This is a genomic window from Algoriphagus sp. AGSA1 (assembly GCF_021390545.1).
Lineage (GTDB): Bacteria > Bacteroidota > Bacteroidia > Cytophagales > Cyclobacteriaceae > Algoriphagus.
Genome location: NZ_JAJUWR010000018.1, coordinates 79,912 through 104,703 on the forward strand (window position 1 = coordinate 79,912; position 24,792 = coordinate 104,703).

The following is a 24,792-nucleotide window of genomic DNA, read 5'->3' on the forward strand; positions in this document are numbered from 1 at the left end:
CGTTTTCTGCAGGCCTTGGATAATGATGACATCTATAGCAGCAGTTCGTGTCTGAGATGATTCCAGATTGCACATACGAAAAAACCCGGCCTAAGCCGGGTCTGGGCGATGTGAACAACTTTTGATTAGTTCCTTATCCGGATGTTGCCACTAGAGACAACGCCTGACACGGTATAAGGAGAACCGTTATTGATCTTCAATGAGCCGGAAGAGAAACTTTCTCCCACGGTAATGTTCCCACTGGAAGACTTCAGATCAAAGTTGAAATCCTGCAAATTAGAGCTGGTCTGAACATCAAAATTCCCCGAAGAGCCTTCCAATCTCGTTGTAGCTCCCAAATATGATTCCTTCACGGTATAATTGCCTGATGAAGTTTTCAGCTTTCCGATGTCCTGGACTTTATTCAAGTCCCCGTTACCCGAGTTCAATGTGCTGTTTACTTTGCCGTTGATCTCAGAGAAAGTAAATTTCCCACTGGAACCGACTGCATTGATGTTCCCTTCAAGCTTGCTTATTGTCGCATTTCCCGAAGAGATTTCCACGTCAACATTCCCTACCAGATTTGAAGCCTGGATTTTGCCGGAACTTAATTCCAGCTCAATGAGCGGAGCACTGATATTGTTGAGTTCCACATTACCGGAACCACCCTCAAATTCAAATTCATTTGATGAAACATTCTGGATCAGGATACTACCAGAACCTGCTTCCAGATCCAGATTCATGAATTCAGGACCGCTGAGGTTTAAAAAACCACGGTTTTTACCTGTACCCATTCCACGCTTTTCCACTTCAATGATGAGTTTATCACCATCCACTCTATATTCAATAGAATAATTTCCACTCCGGTTGGATTCCATATTACCTACTAGGTGAATCTCTTGTTTGTTTGGGTCTCCTATATAAGTCACATCAAGGAAAGCAGACTCAATGTCTAAAGAAGAAATTCCTGAAAATTCCTGATCTACGGACTGGACCAGTTCCATTTCCGTAGTACAGGAGGTCACTCCTATCACAATAGCTCCCAATACTACGTAAAGAAAAGAGCGAATTTTAAATTGGTTATTGCTCATAAACAGATAGATTTTAAAATAATGTATTGACTTTATAAACTTACTATTCTGCTTGCATATAAATATACGTTGGATTTGTGCGGCCAGTTTCTATCTCATTTTATTCCTTGGTTTAGATCAAACGCCAAGAATTATCCGTATGACCTAATCCCTGTCCAAATTAGGATCCAAAGATTATGTTGCCTTAGAAAGTCTTGAAGCGGGCTTTTTGTTTTCTTGGATTTAAACTAATAGAACGTGATTTCAAAATCATTTTTAGCAGATAAAGATTAGACAGTTAACTTTATATTTACCCTTATAAAAAAAATAAAAATGATCGCCAATACCCCTGAACCACCCTACTACGCCGTGATTTTTTCAAATATCAGAACTGATATTGAAGAGGGATATGAAGAAACAAGTATGGAAATGGTCACTCTGGCTACTCAACAGAAGGGATACCTAGGCCATGAAAGTGCGCGCAATGATCTGGGGATTACTATCAGTTATTGGGATAGCCTGGAGTCAATCCGAATATGGAAGCAGCAGACTGATCACCTGTTGGCGCAAAGAATGGGTAGGGAAAAATGGTATGCTGCTTATAAAACAAGGATTTGTGTAGTACAGCGAGATTATGCTTTTGGCCTTTGAAAAACCAACAATAAAATGCCCGCATAGCATAAGCCATCCGGGCATTTTATTCAGACTCTTTATTTTTTAATATGTATATCCGCTTTTCTGCCAGTAAAATAATAAAAGCATCATAGGATTCGGAAAACACCAGCGTCAAGGCCACTTCGGTCACCCGTCTTCGGTCTTCCGTCCAGTAAAGCAAAGAGAATAGGGTTACTGGCATCATTGCGGATAATCACATTTTTTAAAATGCATATCCAAACCCTACACCGGCAAATAAGGGCCAAAAGCCATTATTGTTGAATATGGGATTCAGGTTGATCTTCCACATAAAACCTCCGTCGGTAGGCATTCTGCGGTAACCAAAGTTCAAAACACCCATCACTGAAGGTGACCCATCAATATCCAATATGAAGTTAGTGCCTGCGTCAGAAGTAGAGGAACAGGTATAAATACCGTTTTGATCGTAATAGCAGTTTGTGTAGGTATCATTGTTAAATGCCAGAAAAGTAGCACCAAACCCCATTTCAAAGAAATGATTACCTTTTCCATACAACTTGTTGACCATTACCGGGAGGGAAAAAAAGGAATCGCCTTCCATAGCATATCCCCCAAAACCGACGCGCATTCCCCAGGAATCTATCCTGTTTTTGTCAAAACGGAAGTCATAATTGAAACTATAGGGTAAACCCACACCTCCCAATTCCGCATATATTGCGCGTGTAGCTGGTTTTGAATCTGTATCTTGCGCAACAACAATGTAACCGCTGAATAAAAATAAGCAGAAGATAAAAAGGACTTTCATAGTGGTTTATTTAAGTTTTATTAATACCAAATAACGTAAATATCCGCAAATAGCTTACTAGATTTAAGTAAATTACGTGGGTAATTATAGATTTCAAACGATAGCACCATACCATATGTCCTCAATTTTAAATATCAAGCGCATAAAGGTGACAGTTGGCATTCTTGCCTCCTATCTGTCTATGATGATTTTAATAGCCTGTGTAGATGACCCTGAGGTCAATCCTTTTGGGGAATGTGGGGGGCCAGTCAAAGCTAATGCTACAGATGTGTCGCTCTTTTATGAGCCTTATAGTAATAACCGTCACGCTATAGAAACAGATACCGTATCTATCGAAGACTTCAATGTTTATCTGCGGTTGGCATTCGAAACTTTCTCCCAAAGCTCCCACACAGGAAGTTTTCCTGGCCGGGCCTATGCGCTTTCCTGTGCTCCAAATCTTAATTTTCAAAATATCGAGGATATATCCATGATTCTTTTGGAGTCCTATGGGAACATAGAAGCAGGAACTGATATTTCAAATTTGGTTACCACTCATGATGATATCAAGATTTCAGATTTAAAGGATTTCACTGGATCTACGGGACTATACAGACTTACTATAGCTATACAACCTGAGAATAAATCACAGTTAAAGACCAAAACTATTTTACAGCTGAAGAATGGCTCTGAAAAAATAGTGGAATCTACCTCACCCGTACTTCTAACGAACTGATTATATGTTAAGAAAAATACTGCTAGGGATTTTTGCCACAGCAATGGTACTCGTACTTGTTTATATACTTGGGCCAAAGGTGGAGAAAAGGGAGATCACCATAGAATTCCCTGAAGTCCCAACCCGATTGAACGAGCTAAAAAACTATGTAAAACAACGGGAAGACACTGTTGTAGGTCTCAAAACCGGAAATGAGGCGTACATCCTCTGGGCAGACAGCTTGAATAAGCATAAGACGCCCTATTCTATTGTCTATATCCATGGATTCGGAGCCAGCCCAATGGAAGGAGATCCTGTACATCGGTTTCTCGCTGCCCATTTTGGAGCAAATCTATTTGTGACCAGGCTTCCGGAACATGGAATAAAACGGGAAAACGGAATGGAATACATGAGTGCGCAAGCACTTGCCAACGCAGCTGGTGAAGCTTATCAAATAGGGAAAAGTCTTGGTGACGAGGTGATTGTAGTGGGGACATCCATGGGCGGTGCTTTAACGCTGTTATTGGCAAGCCAACAACCTGATATAAAAGCTGTGGTGGTATATTCTCCCGCCATCCGGGACTACGAAGAGAGACTTTCCCAGCTTTTCTCTCCATGGATGAAACAGATCATGAATAAAACAGCAATGAAAAAACTGGCTCATCAAAAACGGGAAGGTGAGAAGGCTCTTTACTGGTCTGAAGATTATAATATCAACGGCTACCTCAGTCTTGCGGAAATTATGTATGGGAATATGAATGAAGCCACATTCAAAAAGATCAGCCAACCCCTTTTTCTGGCTTATTACTACAAAGACAACGTGTCGCAGGATATGGTAGTGTCTGTGCCTAAAATGAAGGAAATGTATGAGCAGATCTCTACTCCATCAGATCTGAAAATGGAAAAGGCTTTTCCTAATTCCGGTGACCATGTAATTGGGAGTTCCATCACCTCTGCTGACTGGCAAGGTGTACTTTTCAGCACGATAGAGTTTCTGGAAAATGTCGTGAAAATTCCTGCCAAGCCGGAGTATCAGGAGAAAGTCGAGGAATTGCTTTTAGTCCAAGAATCGTTTTAGGTCATTTAATACAAGAAATAGGGTATAATCACTTAAACAAGATCAAAAAGTATCTTTTCTAGACAAATTACGTTATCTTATTGGACAATTAACCGGTAGTGCTATGTCAAAGAAATCTTCCAAAGTGAGTGAGTCGGCTATGGCCATTTATCATAAAGCACGGTTATCTCCTAATGACATTCTCAACATAGATTCAGAATGGCTGATCGAGCCGCTCACTCGAGTGGATACATTTCGTAGTGGCTTAGACAAAAATGCACTGGAAAGTTTCAAAGAAGTTTCGGGACTTGACTATATTAGCCTTGCTGATGCATTAGGTATATCCGCCAAAACCCTCCAGCGCAAAGACGTCTATGATTCCGCTCAATCGGAAAAATTATACGAATTGGCGCAACTCTATGCAATAGGTATTAACTATTTTGGCCTTGAAGGATTCCGTAGATGGATGGATCGTCCACTTTTTTCAATTGGCAATCGAAAACCACTTAGTTTAATTGATGTGTCGGAGGGTATAGATTTACTTAAATCCGAAATCATGCGTCTTCAACATGGTATTGCTATCTGAATGTTGAAAGTTTACCGATTAGCTTTAACTGAATATTGTGAACTTAGCGGTGAAGGAGCCAAACGATTTGGTGGCCGATGGAATCTACCAGGCCATCCAGCCGTCTATGCTGGAGCAAGTATATCTTCTTCCCTACTAGAACGATTAACTATAGATCCCGAATTATTTTCATCAGAACGCTATGTTTTATATTCTGTAATGGAAATCAGCATCCCTACTGATCTCATCTTTAAACCAGACTTAAATGACCTGCCTTCTGATTGGAATCAAATTCCAGCAGTCAGAGCCTCCCAGGATTATGGAACCAATCTGCTACGATCCGGCATTCTTTGCTTCGCCGTTCCTTCAGTAGTGGATCCCAGCTCGTTGAATTATGTATTCAACCCACTTTCTGATAAATTCTCCCTGCTAAAGGCTAGCAAATTCCCGCTTGAATTGGATAAGAGAATATTGAGATAAAATCAATTACTATCAGCCATTGGAAATGATGTTAGATACAAGGAGGCTCTTTCTCTTTCTAACTGGCGTGATTATTTACTTGAATTTCGCTCTAAAAGGTTCAGCAGGTAATCCCAGATTATTTACCAGATTCACGGCTGGATTATCAGCCCAGGCATATCTGATCTCCCCTTCCTCCAGTCCTGAGGGAAGTGTGATCGTAACAGTATTTTTTCCGGAAAGTGTCGCTTTGACCTGTTGAAATCCTCCTTTCTCTCTAGCGGCTATAAATCCCCATACCTCATCTCCAGCAGTAAGTTTCAAACCTTCACCTGTGGACTTGAAGTGTACTATCAAATCATTTCCCTGTCGTAAAAGAGAATCAAACTGAGGGCCGGAAGCAAGGATTTTTTCTCCATAAGCCACTTTTCTGGCTTGAAGCCAAAGTCTTTCCCCTACATCTTTTTTATTTCTTGGGTGGATATCATCTGCCTCTCCTATATCTATGATCGTAGCCATTCCGGTATTGGGAAGATTCAACGTCTCTGTCTGAGCTTCTCTCAAAAATGCCCAATTGCTTTCGGGTTGCACATCTTTTCTTTCCATATAATTGGCCAGTTGCACAAACAAAAATGGGAAATTCTCCTCTCCCCAAGCTTCCCTCCAATTGGTAATCATACCTGAGAAAAGTTTCTTATATTCTTCATGTCGGCCTGTATTACTCTCTCCTTGATACCAGATTGCACCTTTGATGTTGTATTTGGTAATAGGGAAAATCATGGCATTATACATCATTCCCGGCATCCAGTTATACCATTCTACTTTTGGCAAATGTGGCTCAACAGCGGAATTTGAATAGGTCCAAGCTCCCTCCAATGACATTTTCTTTCCGGCCTGAAGCAGATACATCTCTCCTCCCTGACCTATTCTAGGCTGATTATTCCAGGTGTTTATCGCACGGATAGTAAGCACATTTTCTCCTTTTTGAAGCAAATCCGAAGATATTTCCAAGTCCGGCATGCTGACTCCCCAGTCCTTGTAATATATCTGTTGGCCATTTACATATACGTAGGCCATTTGGTCAATAAAGGGAAGATGAAGTTCAACCTTATCCACGCTGGAAAGCATGAATTTCTTACGTGCCCAAGCGATATGCTGCAAAGGATTTGACTGGGGGAGATTTACTCTCCCCCATTTAGAGTCATCATAAGAAAGCGCAGCTACCTGCAATGATAAAATTGAATCTGGCTTGCTGACCATGGAATCACGCTTGTGTCGGTTTTCATCGTTTTCTTTAAGCTTAGTATCCCAGGTCTCATTATTTTCGATGATATCTACGGCCTGGTCATGAAATGAGCCCTCCATCTCAGCCAGGATTCCTGCATCCATCCAGCCTTCCACCGGTGTTCCGCCCCAGTTTGACTCTATGATTCCTACTGGTACTTTCTTTTCCTGTTGGTTCCGCTTTGCAAAAAACCAGGCTACCGCTGAAAAATCCCTCATATTCAATGTATCTGCTACTTTCCATTCTCCTCCTACTACATCATCGAGTTTTACTGCACTGTATGAATTTGGGATCTTGAAAAAACGGATATTAGGATTTCCTCCCTCTTCAAATTCCTTCCCAGCTCCAATTACCTGTGACTTCAAGGCCCATTCCATATTGGACTGTCCACCAGCGACCCAAACGTCGCCTACATACACGTCCTCAATTTTCTGCTGATTTACTTCTAATACAAAAGGGCCACCTGCAGCCATTTTAGGTAATTTCAGTACCCATGTGCTGTCTGCATGCACAGTCCCGCTGGTGATCGTTCCATCCAGACTCACCCGCACGTTTTCTCCGGGTATTCCCTTACCCCATACTGCTATAGCTTTATCCCGCTGAATGACCATTCCATCTGAGAAGAGTTTAGGAAGTCGGACTTGGGAATCGAATTTTGACGATTCACAGGCAAAAAGGACAGCAATTATAAATAGTTTCCAGATTGTTTTCATAATACGGATAATTCTTAGGGAATTTGCCTAAAAAATCTGATACATCTATGAAAAACTTGAATTGGATTTACTTTTGTAGAGCTTCCAAAGAGTTGGCCAAATACGCAAATGGTGCATTCCAATTAATTGCTATTTCATTGGAGGCATAGCTACAGGTTTCATCCGTATAGGATTCATCAGCAAATGAACTTGGGTAATTGCATCCATCCTGTTGACCCGGATTTGGTCCACCTACTATATAACCAGGCAAGGGTGGCAAATCTGGTCTGGATTCAGCGAGTCTGTGGTGTGGATGAAGGGGTGTTTTACTTCCAAAACCAGTGATATAAGAATAGCCAGTAGCATTTCTTCCCAGAATATAATCCAGGTTATGCAAGGCCCCAGAAAGAAAAACCTGCTCTTTTGTTTGGCGATATGCATATAGCAATAATATTCCTTGATTAGATGCAACGGCGTTTGATCCCCAGATGAAATTTCCAGGATTAGTCTCCATAGGGCTTCTAAAACCTGTATTCCCAAGACCTTCCAGTTGGGATCTTGCCGCAGAGATTAAATTGATTTCAAGAGTGGACATCCACTCCTTGGGCAATAAACTGATGTTTTCCTGATGTCTCAGCAATGTATAATAACCAAGCCAAGCTACCTGGTTCCAAGAAGGTAGTTTGTAAGTCTGATCTGCCCCTGCCAGTTCATCCCAATAAGAGAGGTTATGTGTTGTGACAAAAAGTTCTGAAGCGGCCCAAATCCGCTCATCCTCTGCGCTACCATCTCCATAAGTTCCTGTGACCACATCTGGGTCATAAGTATCATTCATTTCATTTTGCCTGTACAGGACATCGGGGTTTTTCTTGGCCCAGTTCCAAGCCTTCTCGGCAGCTTTTAGATAAGTAACTGACTCCTCAGGAAAATAAGCTTTATAAACTCTGGAGGCCTGCGCCATCACTGCGGCAAAATCAAAGGTGGCTGTTGTGCTTTTGGCCACTACATATCTTTGGGATACAGCCAAGTGAGGGGCCACCATTCCTTCAAACTTAGCTGTGGTCAGTTTGTGATATACCCCACCGTCCGCAGGATCCTGCATAGTGAGCATCCAGTCCAGATTCCAACGAACCTCATCCAGCAAGTCGGGAACCTGATCACCTGATTCGGGGATATTTAGATCTAGGTTTTCAAAATAGTCCGGGTGATCTTCAAATAGAGAAAGTAAGGTACCGACGGTGATTCCTGAATTCACTACATACTTATTATAATCACCGGCATCATACCAGCCTTTAGGTGACGCGATCAGATCTCCGCTATTTCTACCGGGGGATGTTGCCGAAGGATGTATCATCACCTCCTCATCCGGATGCCCCAGTGGTCTGGCCCAGATTCCGGCATACGCTTCTTCCATTTCCATACCAGCACGCTGATAGTAGAAGGCTTTTAGGCTGGCTATTCCAAGTTCCTGATTCACGTCCGCACGGATTTGAAAAGGATGGGACTTGCCAACTCCCCTCAATAGAAAAACATAATTACCTGATTGACTGAATTTGGAAAAATCGGCTATCCTGGAGGTACGGCCAGATAGTGTTCTTGTAACTCCTTCCGTTAATTCCCCTTCAAATACTATAGCTCTTTTATCTATGTCCCAGATGATATAATCTTTGGCGTTTTCACTATCCACGACTACGGCAATCTTTTGTTGGTCTGGGTAAAAACCGATCTGATTGAGACGTATTGATTCATGGAAAGGAAGGTCTTTATCCACCTCTGGAGCTTTGCAAGCCCACGGAGCCAATAGCAATACATAGACTAAAACACTTTTGATTTCTTTTAACAACCTGATTTTCAATTGCATAAGATTTATTTGTCAGAATAATATCCGTATTTAAATATTCCATAATTTGGCACACCTATCCAAACTACATTTTTGATAGCAGCTGCACTGCTTACATTTGACCTTACGGGGAGCAAAGCCTGATCCGCATCCAATGCCTCCCAAGTCCCTTTTTTGCTTTTGGTCAGTCTCCATCCTGGATTAGCATCAATCCTACCGATTTTAAGACGCGCGTTTTCTTGATTTCCTAGAAGTAGAATATCGTGTCCACTGGGTGTTTCCATAGTAGAAATCGCCTGAATAGGAGAAGACTGTACGAGTACGGGTAAGGCTATTCTCTGGAAAACTCCGTTCTTCAACGTGAACATTTTTGTTTCCAGGGATTGAGCTTCGATCACCTTAGCCCTCCCCAGTTCCTCGGAGGTGAGAATATCCTGGATTTTGGCTTTGGAAAAAGCCTCGTGGCTGGTAAAAAGTGCCTTCTTCCTATACATCTGCGCAGCCAATTCATCTCTGGATAAAAAGGGATACTCCTCTCCCATTACCGAAAAAGTCATTAGAGGATCGACGGATCCATTGCTGTCAAAATCCTCATAATAAATCCGTACCGGCACATCAGGAGCTGTCCGTAGTCTGGAATTTAAGCCCCAGTTCCCGGCAAGCAATTCGGGGTTGCCATCCCCATCCAAGTCCTGAACTAAAACTGAAGACCAAATACCCGATTTTTCACCAGGCAAGAATTCCTCTGACCTATCGATCACATTTCCATCCTTGAGATTTAGAATGCGGATCTTATCGAATTCCGACGCTATGATCAATTCATCCAATCCGTCCTGATCCAGATCTAAGCTTTGGGCAGCTTTTACCCTGCTTATTCCTTTTAAAGAAATAGAAGTGAATGTACCATCTCCTTTATTGATCAGAACCTGGCTTTCTGCCGATTCCGGCCATCTACCCGGTACATAGCCTGATCCTACAAAAAGATCATCCATCCCGTCACCATTCGCATCCCATGCAGTAACAAACTCTGAAGATTGAACCCCAAAATCCAGGGAAGATTCGGTAAAAACTCCATTTCCTTGATTGATCAGCAAGATGTCCCGCTGCCTAGGATCATTTTCCTCTAAATCAAAATAACCGCCTTTGGCTATATAGAGATCCAGATCAGAATCCCCATCCACATCTAAGGCAGCTATGGAAGTGATCAGAGGAGAATCTGAAGTGTGGATATTATAGCGTTCATGAGGCAATCCAAGTCCCTCAGGTGTCAGCGAGTAGATATGCGTCCCGTCCGAAAACACCAGTTCAGGCTCACCATTTCCACTGAGGTCAGCTAATATCATTGAAACTTTCTCCTGTGAAAGGCTATAAAGCAACTGGCTTTGTCTCTTAAAATCATTGGGTAGCTCGGCATTCCATTCTCTTTTATACACTCCCAACTGCTTGAGAATAGGAAAGTTAAAATCATCATAAACGATTTCTTTCTCAGCATCAGCTTCTACCACTTCAAGCAATTGATTGGATTTCGGACTGATTATCCTGCTGATTTTCTTGTTTTTCCAGTGTACTTCTACCGAATCTACCTTCGCTTTTCCCAAGCCAAAATGCATAACGGCACCGACATTTCCCTGATACCCCTTATAAACCTGCTGTTCCTGATAGTTTAGCTGTCCATTTTGATAAACACTTACTTTCGCCCCTATACCATCAGCATTCCCCTGAAGACCTATCAACCTGATTTGTAAAAAATCCGAATCCCCATCTTCAGATGTACGATTCCTGAAAATCTGGGCTGGTTCATTTAGATTGTTTACTACCAAGTCCAGATCCCCATCCTGATCCAGATCCACATACACAGCTCCATTTGAATTACCTGGCGTATTGAGTCCCCAGTTTTCGGATTGATTTTCAAATTGGATCCCATCTATATTTTTGAATGCATAATTCCCTACTTTAGTTGCAGGCATTTTTTTAATCAACTCTCTTATCCCCTCGCCTGTTACCTTGGAATTCTGCAGGTACTCATTCCTATAATTGATAAAATCCAGGTTAGTAAAGTCTTTCAAAAAGCCATTGCTCACAAAAAGGTCTGTAAAGCCATCATTGTCAAAATCCGCAAACAAAGGAGCCCAGCTCCAGTCTGTAGCACTTATTCCTGCCAGCTGTCCTATCTCCGAGAAAGTACCGTCACCATTGTTCAGCTGCAGCATATTGCGCATCAGCTGATGGTGAAGTCCAGCTTTAAGGAAAAGGTTGTAGTGTTCATAATTTTCAGGAGTAAAAAGCAACTTCTGCCTCGCATTGTCCTCCGGAAGCATATCCAGGCTCACTATATCCAACCTCCCGTCTCTATTGATATCTGCTGCATCTACTCCCATGGTATAGAGACTAGTATGCCCCATCCGCTCTTCTATTTGATTCACAAAAGTGCCATCACCCTGATTGATGTATAGATAATCAGGTGCGGAGTAATCATTTCCCAGATAGATATCAGGATAGCCGTCTCCATTAAAATCCGCAATGGTAGCCCCCAAGCCATAGCTCAAACCAGTTTCTGACAAGCCAGTTTCTTTGGTTGCATTTCGAAAAACCCCATTCTCATTTTTAAAAATCTTGGAGCTACTCAAGGAATCTGCTGAACTAAGCATAGCTTCGAAAGCATTGATATTCAGGTTACTGAAAAGCCGTGGATTATGATTGAGTAGTAACATGTCCAAGTCCCCATCCTGATCCAAGTCAGAGAAATATACAGCTGTACTGAAGCCGGGATCGTCTAACCCATAATACGCAGCCATTTCCTTGAAAAATGGAATACTGTCTTTATCCAACCCTTGATTTACAAACAATTGGTTTCTCCGCTGGCTTTCTGGCAAGTCGCCTGAATAGCACACGTAAATATCTTTAAGTCCATCACCGTTGATATCCACAATGGCAGTACCGGTGGACCATGCATTTTCCCTTCCGCCTGTACCGGTAGCAAGAGTGATGTCCCGGAATTTCATATTCCCGAGATTCAAAAAAAGCTTGTTTTGGCCTTGATTGGAAGTAAAATATAAGTCTTCCAGGCCATCATTGTTCACATCTCCTACAGCTACTCCACCACCATTGTAAAAATACTGGTAGGTAAGAATATTGGCTGCTTCGGTTTCTATGATCTGATTGGTAAATATGAGGTTAGAAGAATCCTGATTTACCAGTTCAAAAAGTGTTTGTGGTATTGCTTCTCCCTTTTTCTCACAGGAGAAAAATAAAAATCCTGCTCCAAACAGAAGGAATTGGAGTAATCCTGAAATGTTATACTTATTAACTATATGTTGGGGATTCAAGCTCACTAGATAGATTAACAGAAGAAAGGTCCTACTACAGATTCTGCAAGTAAATTAAAGCACAGTGCTCTCTGCGGAAAACCCTGTGTCCTCAGTGGTAGAGATACAGTTTAGAAAAAATCTCCGAGGCAAAACATTTCACCCCGGAGATTGACTTAATAAACCTCTTATGCTATACTATTTAATTTATTGCCCGGATTACGCGGACATTATCCACGCCTACTACAGCCGGAATATCATTGGAAGTGGTATTGATCACCACAAGTCTGAGTTGATGGATAATATTTCCATTTTCATCATAATTCCCCGCTAGAAAGTCTCCATATGTATTCAAACGCGTACTTCCATTAGACAACTGGCTCAAATTAGCAGAAATTGTATGCCAAGATCCATCAGTGGTGCGCACAAAATTCGAAATCGGAACGTTATAGCTCAATTCATTTCCATTAATATCAGGATACCAAAACTGTAGCTCCAGTCCATTAATAGAAGATGTTGTATTTACAGCCATTTCAAGTCTAATGTCAAAGCTAGCTGCTGGAGCACTGGGTTCATATCCTTCGCCCTCAGGTAAGATTTGAGCTCCTTCCCAGTTTGCAAGATTGATCACTTTGTCATTATTCCAGCCATAACTAGCTGGGAAAGCTTGGTTCATTCCACCAAAGTTTCCGTCTAAGCTTGCAATACCAGGCTGAGAAGATCTGATCATGTCGCCCGACATACCCCAGCCCCAACCCCATGGCCATTCTAGGGCTCCATTGGTATCAAAGTCTGCCACCATGCCTTTGTCCGCATAGATCTGTGTATTTCTATTGGTAGATGATCCACCGGACTTGGTTACCACCCTGATTGATTGTCCTTCGGAGAAGTCCAAGTTGTCAGGAACTTTCACTGTAAGTGAGGATCCTGCAGAATTGGTAGTGAATCCCGAGGTGACATATACATCCTCTCCCGGGAAATATACTGTATCCACAAAGAAGAAATATCTACCCAGAAGGGTAAGGTCATCACCAGGTTGGACGTACTGGTTTTTTACCTGCAATACCTGAGGGGCAGGAGGAAGTGTCTGGAATTCCATGGTGGCTTCACCTGCCTTATTCACCAATCTTAAGGTATTTGGCACATTTGGATCAGTAGCTACGGTAGGGACAGAATCTCCTACTGTGACGATCACCGTATTGTTGGTCACATAGGCAGTGTTCACGCCTAGTGGGTAATCGTTAAGGTACACTTGCTGGGTGCCCAATAGATTGTTACCCAAAATAGCAAGTGTGCTTCCCAATGTGGCAGAAGTGAACGCACTGTCTGCGGTAGTAGGATCCGTGTTGCGTACCCGCTCTATGGTCGGCGGGCCTACGTTGATTTCATCCTCATCTTTACATGCTCCCAATACAAGGACCATGACCAGCGCGGAAGCTACCAGAAATGAGTGAGAGGATCTTATATTTTTTATGATGTTCATATGTTTTGCATTTCAATGTAAGTCCACAATTCAATTTTCTTGAGCAGAGAAATCATACGGTACGGCAGGTTTTCTCAGGTTTGGTGCTCTTGACAATTCCGCGGATGGAATCGGAATCCTGAAATTGGATTCGTTCACCGTAAAGAATCTCGGGGAGGTATCATCCGCAGGGATCTCGATTTCCCACATGGTAGGATCCGGGATCTGATCGGCATAAATTCTGAATGTGCCACGGTCTTGATTAGACAAGATGCTGTAAGCCTTGGCAGGATCGTAATAGTGAAGTTTGGTGAATTCATACCATGCCTGACCTTCCATAGCAAATTCCTTGATGCGTTCTTCGAACACGTCTTCCCAAGTCACAGAAGAGAGGGCATTTACACCGGCTCTTGCTCTCACCATATTGACATACTTCAATGCTTCTGCAGGATCTTTATCCAATACTGCTTCTGCATACGTAAGGTAAACATCAGCCAAACGAAGAATATACGTATTGATTTCAGTTCCCTGCTGCACGACTTTGCCATCATTATCCTCGGGTCTTCCCACGACGTATTTCTTCACCCAGGCTCTGGTATTATATGATCTTCCAGCATCCTCATTTCGAGCAGGTACTTCCAATTCTTGGGCAGATCCCCCAGGAGGCACTTGGGTTATATAAGGATAATGATCACCAGGGAACATAAAACTACCTTTTCTTCTCTTGTCAAAAACCAGGTCGTCATACATATCAAGCAACCACTTGGAAGCTCCTATGTCTCCACCCCATCCATCTCCAAATCCTGTGATCTCTGAACCGAAAGCAAGAAAAGCCTGAACTGAGTTCTGAGCCCCCCACTGTCCTGCCTGGCCTGCATTATAGACCCACTGAAGGGCAGCAAGTGTTTCCTTGTTGTTGTTATTGGCGGTCTTAAATAGGTCTTCATAATTCTCCATCAATTCAGCACCGCTGTTGTCGATCACTCTTTTGGCAAAATAGGCTGCTGAATCCAAATCAGATTGGTTTCTTGTTCCAGAAACCCCTGCTTTTGTAAGGTACATTTTGGCAAGCATACCCTCAGCTGACCACTTGGTCAACCGCCCGTTCATCACGGCACTTTCAGGTAGGTTTTCCACTGCATAGCGGAAGTCTTTGATGATAAACTGCCAGACAGACTCCTCCGTATTTCTTGCGATAGTAGTATCCTGAAGTAAGGCTGTGTTATTTGTAATAATCGGAACTGGCCCCCAGTTTTGAACTAAATAAGAATAGGCAAGCCCACGCATAAATCTACCTTCAGCTATGCCATGGTTCTTGATCCGTTCAGTGACATCCTCTCCCACAAAAGAGTTTATGTTATTGATCAAGGAATTTGACTGCGCCACCACATTGTAGAATGCCCGCCATGAGGCACCGTTTTCAGCAGTTTCTCCGGTTGTATTGAACCTTACGTTTTCCAATTGATAAGAGCCTGAGGTCAATGTTCCGCCTCTTGCATCCCCTATTCCATGGCTCGCTTTATCATTGTAAGCAAACCATACCATATTATATAGTGGCGCAGAAGCAGCCAATATCTGATCGTCAGTTTTGTAGAAGTTCGCATCTACAATCGAGTCCAATGGGGGTCTATCCAAGAAATCTTCAGAACAGCCCACCATTCCTCCCAATAGCAACGTAGCTCCCAGGATAATTTTTTGGAAATTTGTGTTTGTTTTCATTTGGTTATGATTTTTGGATTAGAAGTCAACACCTAGGCTGAATGTGTACATTCTGGTCTGAGGATATCTTCCATAGTCCACGCTGATCAATTGATTTCCGGCAGACACATTATTGCCTACAGACGCCCCTACTTCAGGATCATATCCTTTGTATTTGGTAAACGTGAATGCATTCTGCACACCAAAAGCCAGTTTCAGACTTCTTACCACATTCTGCTTTCCAAGTAGTTCATTAGGGACCACATAAGAAAGGTTGATGTTTTTAACCCTTACAAAAGAGCCATCCTCTACAAATTTGTCCGAGATTCTGGTCCCATTACCATTGAGGTCTGTAGCTGTGATTCTAGGAATATCTGTTTCTGGATTGGTTATGAATGGATTGCCTGAACCGTCCATTTCGATTCTTGCATAATCGTACGTCTCCAAAAGCATGTTTCTTCCAAGATTTACGTTATTAGGGTTGGTATTTAGAAATCTATTGTAATTGTAGATATCAACTCCCAGCGCACCTGTAAGTAAGATATCAAGGGAGAATCCTTTATATGTAAACTGCTGGGTCATACCAAAAGTGAACTTTGGCCAAGGGTTTCCTATGAAAGTCTGATCACGCTCATCGATCACTCCGTCACCATTTAGATCTTTGTATTTGATATCTCCTACATAGATGCCGTTTTCACGATCTACCTGGATTGGGTTTCCTTTATTGTCAACCGGCCTGGCGCTTGATTCTACCTCCTCAATAGTCTGGAACAACCCATCAGCTTGATATCCATAAAACAACCAAGGTGCATACCCCGGCTGGGCTCTTGCTGTAAAGTTGTTCAACCACCAAGCTGTGCGGTCAATAAAGGCCGTTTCAGAGAAGAATTTGGTTACTTCAGTTCGGAATCCGGAGAAGTTGTAATTGGATGACCAGGAGAACCCGGTGGCTCTGTTGTCTATATTGATCGTGTTTATAGTGATACCATACCCTCTGTTTTCCAAGGCCCCAATATTCACAGTAGGAGTCCCTATGCTACCTTCTGCTGAAGTCCCCATGTACCAAGGGAGTGGATTTGGCAACAATAAATTATCAGTTTTCTTCAGATAAAAATCTCCTTCGATCTGGATTCTATTGTTCAGAATATTCAAATTGAAACCAAGGTTTACAGTAGAAGTCTCTTCCCACTGCAGGTTTGGATTACCAAACCTTGATACCAGGAATCCACCACCCCAAGGAGTAGGAATACTCGGTGAGCTAAGTGGTGCAAAGATTGCCATTGCATCTCCTTGGTTTCCAGTAAGACCAGTTTCGAAACGAATCTTGAATTCATCTAGCCAGGTGGCGTCTTGTAAGAAAGTCTCTTCGGAAACTCTCCATGCAGCTGACACGGAAGGGAAATAACCCCATCTGTTTTCAGGACCGAAGTTGGCAGATCCATCCGCACGGAATGCGCCTAAGAGGATGTACTTCTCATTGAAAGTATAATTAGCCCGTGCAAAGTAAGATTCCATCGCCCATTGGTTCGCCCCACCACTATTTGTAGCTCCTTGGGCAGATCCTAGTCCCAGTTCCTGAAGGTCATTTGAGGGGAAATTCACCCTGCCACCGTTCAGAAATTCGTACTGACTCTCCTGTGCTTCGTGGCTGACCATCACATCCAGCGCATGCTTGCCCCATACTTCATTGTAAGTGAACATCTGGTTCCAGTTCCAATAAAAGCTGTTGCTGGATTCCTCATTCAATGAGTTAGTATCATTGGTCACTACACCTAGTGTGTAGGTAGGAGTAAAGAAGTGTCCATTGTTGTAGTTGATGTTTGTATTCACCATTGAGCGGAATTTCAATCCCTTTACAATATCAATCTCTACATCAAATCCACCTTGGGCTCCCCTTCTTTTATAACTACGGTTCAATAGATTAGCCAAGGCAATCGGATTGGCCGGAGTAAATTGTAAACTGGATCCATTCACAGGATCCGCACCGCCCCAAGATCCATCAGGATTGGTCACCGGTACGTTTGGAGCCATCTGTATGGCATTGTTTATCACATCCGAACTCCCAGTGGCCAGCTGTTCATCGGTATGGAAAAGCTGTAGGTTCAAACCTATTTTCAACCATTTTCTGGTTTGGTTATCTATGTTTGTTCTCAGGGAATACCGGTCAAAGGAGGAACCTATCGCCACCCCTTCCTGATTGAAGTATTCACCGGAGATATAGAATTTGGTTTTTTCATCACCACCCGTGAGCGTTATATTATGCTTGTTCAACGGAGCAGTTTTGAAAAGGGCATCTTGCCAGTTGGTACCAGGGCCTAATAGAGAAGGATCTAAAAAAGCAGCGGGAGGATCACCGCCAGTGATTTCACTGATCTCATTGGTCATTGTGGCATATTGATCCAAAGACATGACATCTAGGTTATCAGGCTTATCCTGGAGCGTGTATAGGTAATTGTAGGTAATTTTGGTCTCACCCGCTTTACCTCGCTTGGTAGTGATCATGATTACCCCATTTGTACCTCTAGACCCATAGATCGCAGTTGCTGAGGGGCCTTGCAGGATTTCCATTGACTCTATATCACTTGGGTTGATTCCAGCGAGCGGATTAGTCGCGGATGTGTTGCCAAAAGACACAGCGGCAGGTTGCACCTGTACTCCATCTATCACATATAGCGGTTGGTTAGTCCCCCCGATTGAGTTGACGCCACGTATATTGACAGAGATGCCTCCACCCGGAGCCCCTGTGTTTTGTGTCACATACACTCCGGCAGCACGTCCTTGTAGCGCTTGCTCAATAGTAGTATTGACAGTACGTTCTATGTCCTCGGAAGTCACAGAGACCTGAGCGGAAGACATATCACGTTTTTTCATCGTACCATACCCAACTACCACTACTTCATCCAGAGAAGCCATGTCTTCTTCCAATGAAACGTTAATAGTGGACTGGTTGCCTACTACGACTTCCTGTGACTTGTAGCCAATAAAGCTGAAGACTAGGATGGATTCTGAAGAAGGAGCTGTAATAGAATACGTTCCATCTACATCAGAGGCTACTCCAGTAGTGGTTCCTTTCACCAGTACTGTTACTCCGGGTAGAGCCAGTCCATCGCCTACTGCTGTCACGGTTCCTTTGACCGTGACCTGGGCCTGGACTACACCTACTAGCAGCATGAGCCAAAGCGGTAATAGTTTTTTCATCTTTAGGGGGTTAATTGTTATAAATTGGTAAATAGGTTGAGTGCAGGAAAAGGTGTTCCTGCGATAAATTTTAAGCTAATAGATTGTAGGTAGTGTTTCATTCAGTTTGGGTTTGGTTTAAAAATCATTGATACAAACACCAAAAACTGACAGGCATTCCTAGCACCGGACTTGCATATCCGATGAACATTGAATCAATACAATCCAATGTTTAAAAGAATAGGACCAGGTTTTTGGGTTTACAGCTTTGATCCGAATAAATGTAGTTTTACTATTATGGCCGTAGGGTATCCAAATGTTTATAATAAGGGTAACAAATGTTAACCAAGAGTTAATATGATGTAAACCAGTGTTTTGTGAAATACAAATTCAATTGATAAAGGTTAAAAATCCGGATTTGTAGGGAATGTTTTATTTGGCTGATGCATACTTCCCTATTCAAGATTGTTATTCAAAGCATTTTTTACCATTGCACCCCAAGGCTTGATATGTGGATCTCCCCAGTCTCCCTCAGACGAAGCATCGGGTAAAAGCATAGAGCAAGTCTCGTCCTTGTCGGCAATAGACCATGCCGCCCAGGATATTTTTCTGAGTTCCATCCAATCAAGCCATGCATTCCAGGAAACCTGATCAATAGGGCCATCTCCCGAGGATTCCATTCCTGCACACTCAGTCACAAAAAGAGGCAAGCCGGCTTGGTATGCTTTTTCTGCCCTTTCGCGCAGATAGTCCTTATGGGTGGCGGCATAGAAATGAAGGACATACATGATGTTTTCCTCTCCGAGAATAGGATTCTCAGCCACCAGATGAATATCCTGACTCCAGGTAGGCGAACCTACCAAAATCAGATTGTCAGGGTCATACTTTCTGATCTCGCTTATGATATCCTCGCTGTATGCTTTCACTTCCTCCCAGGTTTCATAGTCCGGCTCATTGAATAGTTCATAGATCACATGAGGGTGCTCACCGTAGGTCTGTGCCATCTCTATGAAAAAAGCCTTGGCTTCCTCAGGATATAGGTCATGACTATGCCAATCTATGATGACATACATGTCCTCAGCTATAGCGGCATCGACCACTGCTTTGATTTTACTTATGGCAAATTCAGGGTTTTCCAGATAGGCACCAGCCGGATCCACTCCCATTGCAGCCCTGACCAAATTTGCATTCCAGTCATCTTTAAGCCAGCTAACAGCGGGAGCATTGTAAAACCTTGGCCACCAATTGTGCCAACCAAAACTCACTCCCCGAAGCATCACAGCGCCTCCTTCCGCATCAGTCAACTTACCATCATTTACCTCTAGTTGCCCATAGTACCTGACTTCACCCACAGGATCAGGTTCAGGAGTAGGGACAGGTGGATTTGCAATTGGATCTGGAACATTAGCCTCAGAGCAGGAGGAAAAAATCAATCCTGCCATAATCAGAAGTTTTCTCATCAATGGGTTATATTAATTGAACCTCCAATTTTAAGTCCATCCAGCAGAATACATGGGTAACAATTGTTTCCGATTAGGGTAGGAATAGTTAAGTAGTCAAAAAAAATGAATGTGATTATCTGCAATGATGCCAATAGCCATATTCTCTTTGTTTTACTGGATGGAAGACAGGAGGCCGAAGCGGCCTTGAGTCAAATGCTTTCCGAATCCTATGATGCTTTTATTGTTTTACTGGTAGAAAAGCGGATATCAATAAAAACCATCTTGTAGCATAATTGGATATCACAAGTCGCTAAAGCACCCTATCAGCTATGAGGAAAAGTGGAGAGTCTTAAAAATCATTCCCCAGCCAGTGCCTGATGCTGCGCCGCATACTCAGATGGAAGCATGGAGAATTCCGCTTTGAACTGCTTAGCGAAATACTTCGCATTGTTATAACCTACCATATAGGCTATCTCGGAGATATTCAGTTGGCTTTTGGCCAACAATTGGGAAGCCCGTTTCAGGCGGATCAGCCTAATAAATTCTATTGGGCTTTTACCTGTGATGGATTGAAGTTTTTTATACAAGTGAACCCTGCTCATGCCGAGCTCCTTACTCAGGAATTCTACCGAGAGCTGGGGGTCTTCAATATATTTTTCCACCAGTGCTACCGCTTTTTGGATAAGCTGATCATCTAAGGAAGTCACCTTTACTTCTGATGCGTTTATCTGGATTTTCTCACGGTTTTGTTCTTGGATCAGATTGCGCTCACGGAGTAGATTCTTGATGCTGAGTTGCAAGACCTCAAGATTAAAGGGCTTGGTCAAGTACAGATTACACCGACTATCCAAGCTCTGGACCATCACTTCTTCTGACTTCTTCGCAGTGAGTAGGATCACAGGTATATGGGATGTCTTGATTTCCCCTTTCACTTTCTGGCAAAACTCCATACCATCCATCTGGGGCATCATCAGATCAGAGATGATCAGATCAGGTATATGTTGCAGTGCCAGTTCCCATCCTTGTGCTCCGTTGCTTGCGGTGATGACCTGATAGGTTTCAGATAGACAATCTTTCAGGTAATTTCTAAACTCCACATGATCCTCAGCGATAAGAATGACATCTTTGAGATTTCCTCCTTCGAACCCTGCATCCTCTCCATACTCGTCCCATTGATCTGAAATGATAAGTCCCAGAGGTATCGTTAAGGTAAATACAGAACCCATACCCGGCTCACTTTCTACCTTGATGTCCCCATTCATGACCCGGGCAAAATCCTGGACCAGTGACAAACCAATCCCACTACCTTGGTTAAGTTGCTGCTTATGCCCTTCTGTTGTATAGAACCGTTCAAAGATCTTTTCCTGATCCTCTTTATCTATACCTACACCTGTGTCCGAAACGGAGAGGATCAATGTACCGCTTTCCTCATTTTCATGTAGCAATTCCAGCGTCACCGTGATGGCTCCATCCTCTTGGGTAAATTTGAAGGCGTTGGAAAGCAAGTTGAAAATGATCTTCTCCAGCTTGTCCGGATCAAATATCGCCTGCTGTCCATGCGTATTGGTTTCAAAGTTCAGGTGGATGTGCTTGTTCTCAGACAACTCATAGAAATCAGCCACACATTCCTTTACAAACTGAACCACATCTCCTTCTGACGGGTGAAAGGTAACCCCTCCGCCTTCCAGGTTTTTCACATCCAGCAGTTGATTGATCAACTTGAGCAAGCGTCGTGCATTTCTCTGTATAATTTTATACTGGCTGAGTAATCCCTGGCTCTGAGTGCCCGCCATTAAATGTTCCGTAGGGGTCAAAATTAAAGACAAAGGAGTTCTGAATTCGTGACTGAGATTCGTGAAAAACTTTGTTTTCAACCGATCCAGTTCCTGAACCCGCTTAGCTTCCCGCATCGCCTGTTCCCGGTCAAATTTCTCCCGCTGCCTGGTGAGCATCTGGTTTCTGAAATAGAAAATAATGGCCAAAATAGCCATACTATACAGAAAATATGCGATCGGGGTTTTCCAAAAAGGGGCCAGAATCTTGATGTCCAACTTATATTCATAAGGGCTCCACCCATCCAATACAGTGCCCGGCTGAACCACCAGCGTATAAGTGCCGGGATCCAAATTAGTAAAGGTAACCTTCGCCAGATCGTCGTTCAGATAAATCCATTCATCATTGAACCCGCTCAGCTTATACCTGTACTTGTTTTTTTCGGGGTAAAGAAAATTCAGCGCACTAAAGCCAATCGAGAAAATATTCTCATCATGTTTTAAGACTAGCTGATCCATTTTATCCAAGGCTTTTGGTAACAGAACCCTGTTCCCCAGCTTGTCTCCTACTTTGACCTCTTCATTGAAAAGCTGGAAATCGGTAAAAACCACGGAGGGGTTGTTCCGTTCAAACGCAAAATTTTCGGATTTAAAAATGTTATATCCGTTTGGTCCACCAAAGATAAATTCGTCTTCAGTTGTTTTCAGTGCGGCATTTTTATTGAATAAAGCTGCCTGAAGACCATCTTTCTGGTCAAAATTCTGAAAAGTGATGCTGAATGGCTTTTGTCTTCTGTTAATCTGGGCATAGCTTAATCCCGTCTGAGAGCTGATCCAGAGGTTTTTTTCCTCATCTTCCACCAAATCTACCAGGTAATCTGTGGGAAGGCCTTCAGCTTTACCAAAATGAATAAAAGTTGTATCAGAGGTATTAAGGTAAAACAGCCCACTCAAAGTCGTGACCCAGAGTATCCCTTCTGAATCCACATAAAGATCACTAATATTGGAATCGATCAGCCCCCTGCCCTCAGTTTCTGAATAAAATGCATTTGCCTTTGTCCGGTAATTCAGCATATTCAGGCCACTGCCTCCTGAAACCCAGATATTCCCCTCCTTGTCTTCTGCAAAACCGGTGATGTACTGGTTATTGATAAAAAAAGGCTCACTACCTGCAGGATAGTTGTGAAACTCTTTTCTTTCCTTATCCAATATCGATATTCCTGAGCGTAAAGTCCCTATCCAGATCTTACCTGTACTGTCTTCAAAAAGTTTCCAAATACTAGGCCCCGGAATACCTGAATCATTTTCAGGCAGGTAACTGTAGTTTGTAAATTCCTTGCCATCAAAACTTCCGAGGCCATTCAGGTAAGTACCTATCCAAAGAACTCCCTTGTGATCAATCATAAGATCAACGATTACATCTCCTGTAAGACTTGTATCATCATCTGGGTTGTGCTTATATTCCTTATAGGTGTTGGATTTTCTGTTGTGATAGTACAGACCTCCCCCATTAGTGCCTATGTACAGGTTCCCCAGACTATCCTCAGCGAAAGCATTTACATCATTAAAAGGGAGAGAATTGGGATCAGCAAAATTCTTGTTGACGTGTGAAAACCTCAATAGCCCCTGATGGTAATAAGCTACCCCTTTTTTATGGGTCCCTACCCAAATGATATCCTCATTATCCTTGTATAGGGAGTAAACCACATTATGGGGCATGGAATTATCCTGGGTGCTTTCTCCAGTCAGGAATTTGATTGTTTTGGTAGATTTAGAAATTATATTGATCCCCCCGTGATCTGTACCTAACCAAATCTGCCCCTTTTTAGCCTCGATAATGGTTTTCACCATATTGTTATTGAGCCGATAAGTCCCACTATTTTCCTTATTTCCTTCAATTTTATGGTCAAAACCATCTACATAGAAAACACCTAAATCCCGATCTGGATCAAATATCCAGGCGTCCCCATCAGAATCGATTAAAATTTCATAGGAAGCCAATGCAGGGATTTCATCTTTCGGAAGCCGTAATGTCTGAGTGACTATAAGATGGTTTGGATCCAATAGATCTATGATTCCTGAACTATGGACAACCCAGATCAAACCATCAGGAGCTTCAGCAACAGAAGCTACTTGATTAGAGGAAAGACCGCCCTTTTCTTTTTTCTTTTGCACATGTACGGTTTGGCCGGAATCTTCATAGTAAATACTGATCCCATTGGAAGGATGTGTAAACCAAAATCTGTTTTGGCGGTCTTTAAGAATCATCCCCAATGATTCTGATGCGAGTTGATAGACAGAGGAATATACGGAGGAAGCCCTTACAAAGCGCTCATTTTCGGGATCATATATATCAAAAATCCCATTTACATTTTTCACCCATAATTTATCTCCGGGGCCTACAAAAATTTTATGGATGTTGTTGTGCGATATGGAAGTGGAATCCTTGGTGTTCAAAAAAATCTTTGTTCGCGTACCATCGTATCTATAAAGTCCATAGGCAGTGCCGTACCACATCATCCCATCTGAATCCCTGACCATACTCAGGATATTGGAGTTGGATAACCCAAGACTTTCGTCCAGATTTCTAAAGACAAGTTTATTTGTTTTATCCTGGCTGCGCACGCTGCCCGAACAGATCAACATTAGGCTAATTATACCGCAAATCACATATCCTTTCATACACATCAATCTAGGGGCACCAAATTATGAGTATTATGGGAAACTTCTTGATTCTTTCTTCTGATTTTCCCAGAGAGTGATTCACTTTTCTAAAAAAAACAGAGGTATCCTTTAAGTACTTCTTGGCTTTCATTGAGCAAAATTCTACTTTTCTATTGGGAAGCGGGGAGACTAA

General features: G+C 42.7%; 17 protein-coding genes. 6 read left to right on the forward strand and 11 right to left on the reverse strand.

The annotated features are described in order from the left end of the window. Positions 1 to 125 precede the first annotated feature (125 nt). Complete coding sequence (locus LZF95_RS15485; protein WP_233756007.1) at positions 126 to 1,070, reverse strand: DUF4097 family beta strand repeat-containing protein; 945 nt, start codon at positions 1,068 to 1,070, stop codon at positions 126 to 128. Between the two features lie 312 nt (positions 1,071 to 1,382). Between LZF95_RS15485 and LZF95_RS15490 the strand changes: the two genes are divergently transcribed. Beyond that, positions 1,383 to 1,700, forward strand: a complete 318-nt coding sequence (locus tag LZF95_RS15490; RefSeq protein ID WP_233756008.1) for an antibiotic biosynthesis monooxygenase — start codon at positions 1,383 to 1,385, stop codon at positions 1,698 to 1,700. A 46-nt stretch (positions 1,701 to 1,746) separates the two neighbouring features. On the opposite strand, the gene LZF95_RS15495 is transcribed toward LZF95_RS15490, so the two are convergent. Both LZF95_RS15495 and LZF95_RS15500 read right to left on the reverse strand, forming a co-directional pair. Further along, positions 1,747 to 1,908, reverse strand: coding sequence for a hypothetical protein (locus tag LZF95_RS15495; RefSeq protein ID WP_233756009.1), 162 nt, complete (start codon positions 1,906 to 1,908; stop codon positions 1,747 to 1,749). A gap of 18 nt (positions 1,909 to 1,926) precedes the next feature. Beyond that, on the reverse strand, positions 1,927 to 2,487 hold the full coding sequence (locus LZF95_RS15500) for a hypothetical protein (RefSeq protein WP_233756010.1): 561 nt from the start codon (positions 2,485 to 2,487) through the stop codon (positions 1,927 to 1,929). 115 nt (positions 2,488 to 2,602) lie between these two features. Between LZF95_RS15500 and LZF95_RS15505 the strand changes: the two genes are divergently transcribed. From LZF95_RS15505 to LZF95_RS15520, 4 genes are all read left to right on the forward strand, one after another. After that, a complete protein-coding gene (locus LZF95_RS15505; RefSeq protein ID WP_233756011.1) occupies positions 2,603 to 3,202 on the forward strand; it encodes a hypothetical protein in 600 nt (199 codons plus the stop codon). Between the two features lie 4 nt (positions 3,203 to 3,206). Next, entirely contained in the window at positions 3,207 to 4,259 is a 1,053-nt protein-coding gene (locus LZF95_RS15510; protein ID WP_233756012.1) for a carboxylesterase, read from the forward strand. A gap of 103 nt (positions 4,260 to 4,362) precedes the next feature. Then, positions 4,363 to 4,824, forward strand: a complete 462-nt coding sequence (locus LZF95_RS15515; protein WP_233756013.1) for an antitoxin Xre-like helix-turn-helix domain-containing protein — start codon at positions 4,363 to 4,365, stop codon at positions 4,822 to 4,824. Beyond that, complete coding sequence (locus LZF95_RS15520; protein ID WP_233756014.1) at positions 4,825 to 5,283, forward strand: RES family NAD+ phosphorylase; 459 nt, start codon at positions 4,825 to 4,827, stop codon at positions 5,281 to 5,283. 75 nt (positions 5,284 to 5,358) lie between these two features. Here the strand turns inward: LZF95_RS15520 and LZF95_RS15525 are convergent, their stop codons facing one another. From LZF95_RS15525 to LZF95_RS15555, 7 genes are all read right to left on the reverse strand, one after another. Then, the gene (locus tag LZF95_RS15525; protein WP_233756015.1) at positions 5,359 to 7,260 is read right to left on the reverse strand and encodes a sialate O-acetylesterase; all 1,902 of its coding nucleotides are present in this window, start codon (positions 7,258 to 7,260) and stop codon (positions 5,359 to 5,361) included. Positions 7,261 to 7,327: 67 nt separating this feature from the next. Beyond that, a complete protein-coding gene (locus LZF95_RS15530; protein ID WP_233756016.1) occupies positions 7,328 to 9,100 on the reverse strand; it encodes a glycoside hydrolase family 9 protein in 1,773 nt (590 codons plus the stop codon). Between the two features lie 5 nt (positions 9,101 to 9,105). Continuing rightward, on the reverse strand, positions 9,106 to 12,411 hold the full coding sequence (locus LZF95_RS15535; RefSeq protein ID WP_233756017.1) for a VCBS repeat-containing protein: 3,306 nt from the start codon (positions 12,409 to 12,411) through the stop codon (positions 9,106 to 9,108). A 175-nt stretch (positions 12,412 to 12,586) separates the two neighbouring features. Further along, the gene (locus tag LZF95_RS15540) at positions 12,587 to 13,867 is read right to left on the reverse strand and encodes a glycan-binding surface protein (RefSeq protein ID WP_233756018.1); all 1,281 of its coding nucleotides are present in this window, start codon (positions 13,865 to 13,867) and stop codon (positions 12,587 to 12,589) included. A gap of 30 nt (positions 13,868 to 13,897) precedes the next feature. Continuing rightward, the gene (locus tag LZF95_RS15545; protein ID WP_233756019.1) at positions 13,898 to 15,565 is read right to left on the reverse strand and encodes a RagB/SusD family nutrient uptake outer membrane protein; all 1,668 of its coding nucleotides are present in this window, start codon (positions 15,563 to 15,565) and stop codon (positions 13,898 to 13,900) included. An 18-nt stretch (positions 15,566 to 15,583) separates the two neighbouring features. Then, on the reverse strand, positions 15,584 to 18,742 hold the full coding sequence (locus LZF95_RS15550; RefSeq protein ID WP_233756020.1) for a TonB-dependent receptor: 3,159 nt from the start codon (positions 18,740 to 18,742) through the stop codon (positions 15,584 to 15,586). A 434-nt stretch (positions 18,743 to 19,176) separates the two neighbouring features. Then, entirely contained in the window at positions 19,177 to 20,181 is a 1,005-nt protein-coding gene (locus tag LZF95_RS15555) for a glycoside hydrolase family 5 protein (RefSeq protein ID WP_233756021.1), read from the reverse strand. 105 nt (positions 20,182 to 20,286) lie between these two features. On the opposite strand from LZF95_RS15555, the gene LZF95_RS15560 reads away from it, so the two are divergent. Then, on the forward strand, positions 20,287 to 20,451 hold the full coding sequence (locus tag LZF95_RS15560) for a hypothetical protein (protein ID WP_233756022.1): 165 nt from the start codon (positions 20,287 to 20,289) through the stop codon (positions 20,449 to 20,451). 68 nt (positions 20,452 to 20,519) lie between these two features. On the opposite strand, the gene LZF95_RS15565 is transcribed toward LZF95_RS15560, so the two are convergent. Beyond that, on the reverse strand, positions 20,520 to 24,581 hold the full coding sequence (locus tag LZF95_RS15565) for a hybrid sensor histidine kinase/response regulator transcription factor (RefSeq protein ID WP_233756023.1): 4,062 nt from the start codon (positions 24,579 to 24,581) through the stop codon (positions 20,520 to 20,522). Between the last annotated feature and the right edge of the window lie 211 nt (positions 24,582 to 24,792).

Excerpts from the sequence above, each read along its gene's own strand:
- LZF95_RS15515 (WP_233756013.1), top strand. The coding sequence starts at position 4,363 with ATGTCAAAGAAATCTTCCAAAGTGAGTGAGTCGGCTATGGCCATTTAT.
- LZF95_RS15555 (WP_233756021.1), bottom strand. The coding sequence starts at position 20,181 with ATGAGAAAACTTCTGATTATGGCAGGATTGATTTTTTCCTCCTGCTCT.
- LZF95_RS15540 (WP_233756018.1), bottom strand. The coding sequence starts at position 13,867 with ATGAACATCATAAAAAATATAAGATCCTCTCACTCATTTCTGGTAGCT.
- LZF95_RS15510 (WP_233756012.1), top strand. The coding sequence starts at position 3,207 with ATGTTAAGAAAAATACTGCTAGGGATTTTTGCCACAGCAATGGTACTC.
- LZF95_RS15490 (WP_233756008.1), top strand. The coding sequence starts at position 1,383 with ATGATCGCCAATACCCCTGAACCACCCTACTACGCCGTGATTTTTTCA.
- LZF95_RS15550 (WP_233756020.1), bottom strand. The coding sequence starts at position 18,742 with ATGAAAAAACTATTACCGCTTTGGCTCATGCTGCTAGTAGGTGTAGTC.
- LZF95_RS15520 (WP_233756014.1), top strand. The coding sequence starts at position 4,825 with ATGTTGAAAGTTTACCGATTAGCTTTAACTGAATATTGTGAACTTAGC.
- LZF95_RS15525 (WP_233756015.1), bottom strand. The coding sequence starts at position 7,260 with ATGAAAACAATCTGGAAACTATTTATAATTGCTGTCCTTTTTGCCTGT.
- LZF95_RS15530 (WP_233756016.1), bottom strand. The coding sequence starts at position 9,100 with ATGCAATTGAAAATCAGGTTGTTAAAAGAAATCAAAAGTGTTTTAGTC.
- LZF95_RS15495 (WP_233756009.1), bottom strand. The coding sequence starts at position 1,908 with ATGATGCCAGTAACCCTATTCTCTTTGCTTTACTGGACGGAAGACCGA.
- LZF95_RS15500 (WP_233756010.1), bottom strand. The coding sequence starts at position 2,487 with ATGAAAGTCCTTTTTATCTTCTGCTTATTTTTATTCAGCGGTTACATT.
- LZF95_RS15485 (WP_233756007.1), bottom strand. The coding sequence starts at position 1,070 with ATGAGCAATAACCAATTTAAAATTCGCTCTTTTCTTTACGTAGTATTG.
- LZF95_RS15545 (WP_233756019.1), bottom strand. The coding sequence starts at position 15,565 with ATGAAAACAAACACAAATTTCCAAAAAATTATCCTGGGAGCTACGTTG.
- LZF95_RS15560 (WP_233756022.1), top strand. The coding sequence starts at position 20,287 with ATGAATGTGATTATCTGCAATGATGCCAATAGCCATATTCTCTTTGTT.
- LZF95_RS15565 (WP_233756023.1), bottom strand. The coding sequence starts at position 24,581 with ATGTTGATCTGTTCGGGCAGCGTGCGCAGCCAGGATAAAACAAATAAA.
- LZF95_RS15505 (WP_233756011.1), top strand. The coding sequence starts at position 2,603 with ATGTCCTCAATTTTAAATATCAAGCGCATAAAGGTGACAGTTGGCATT.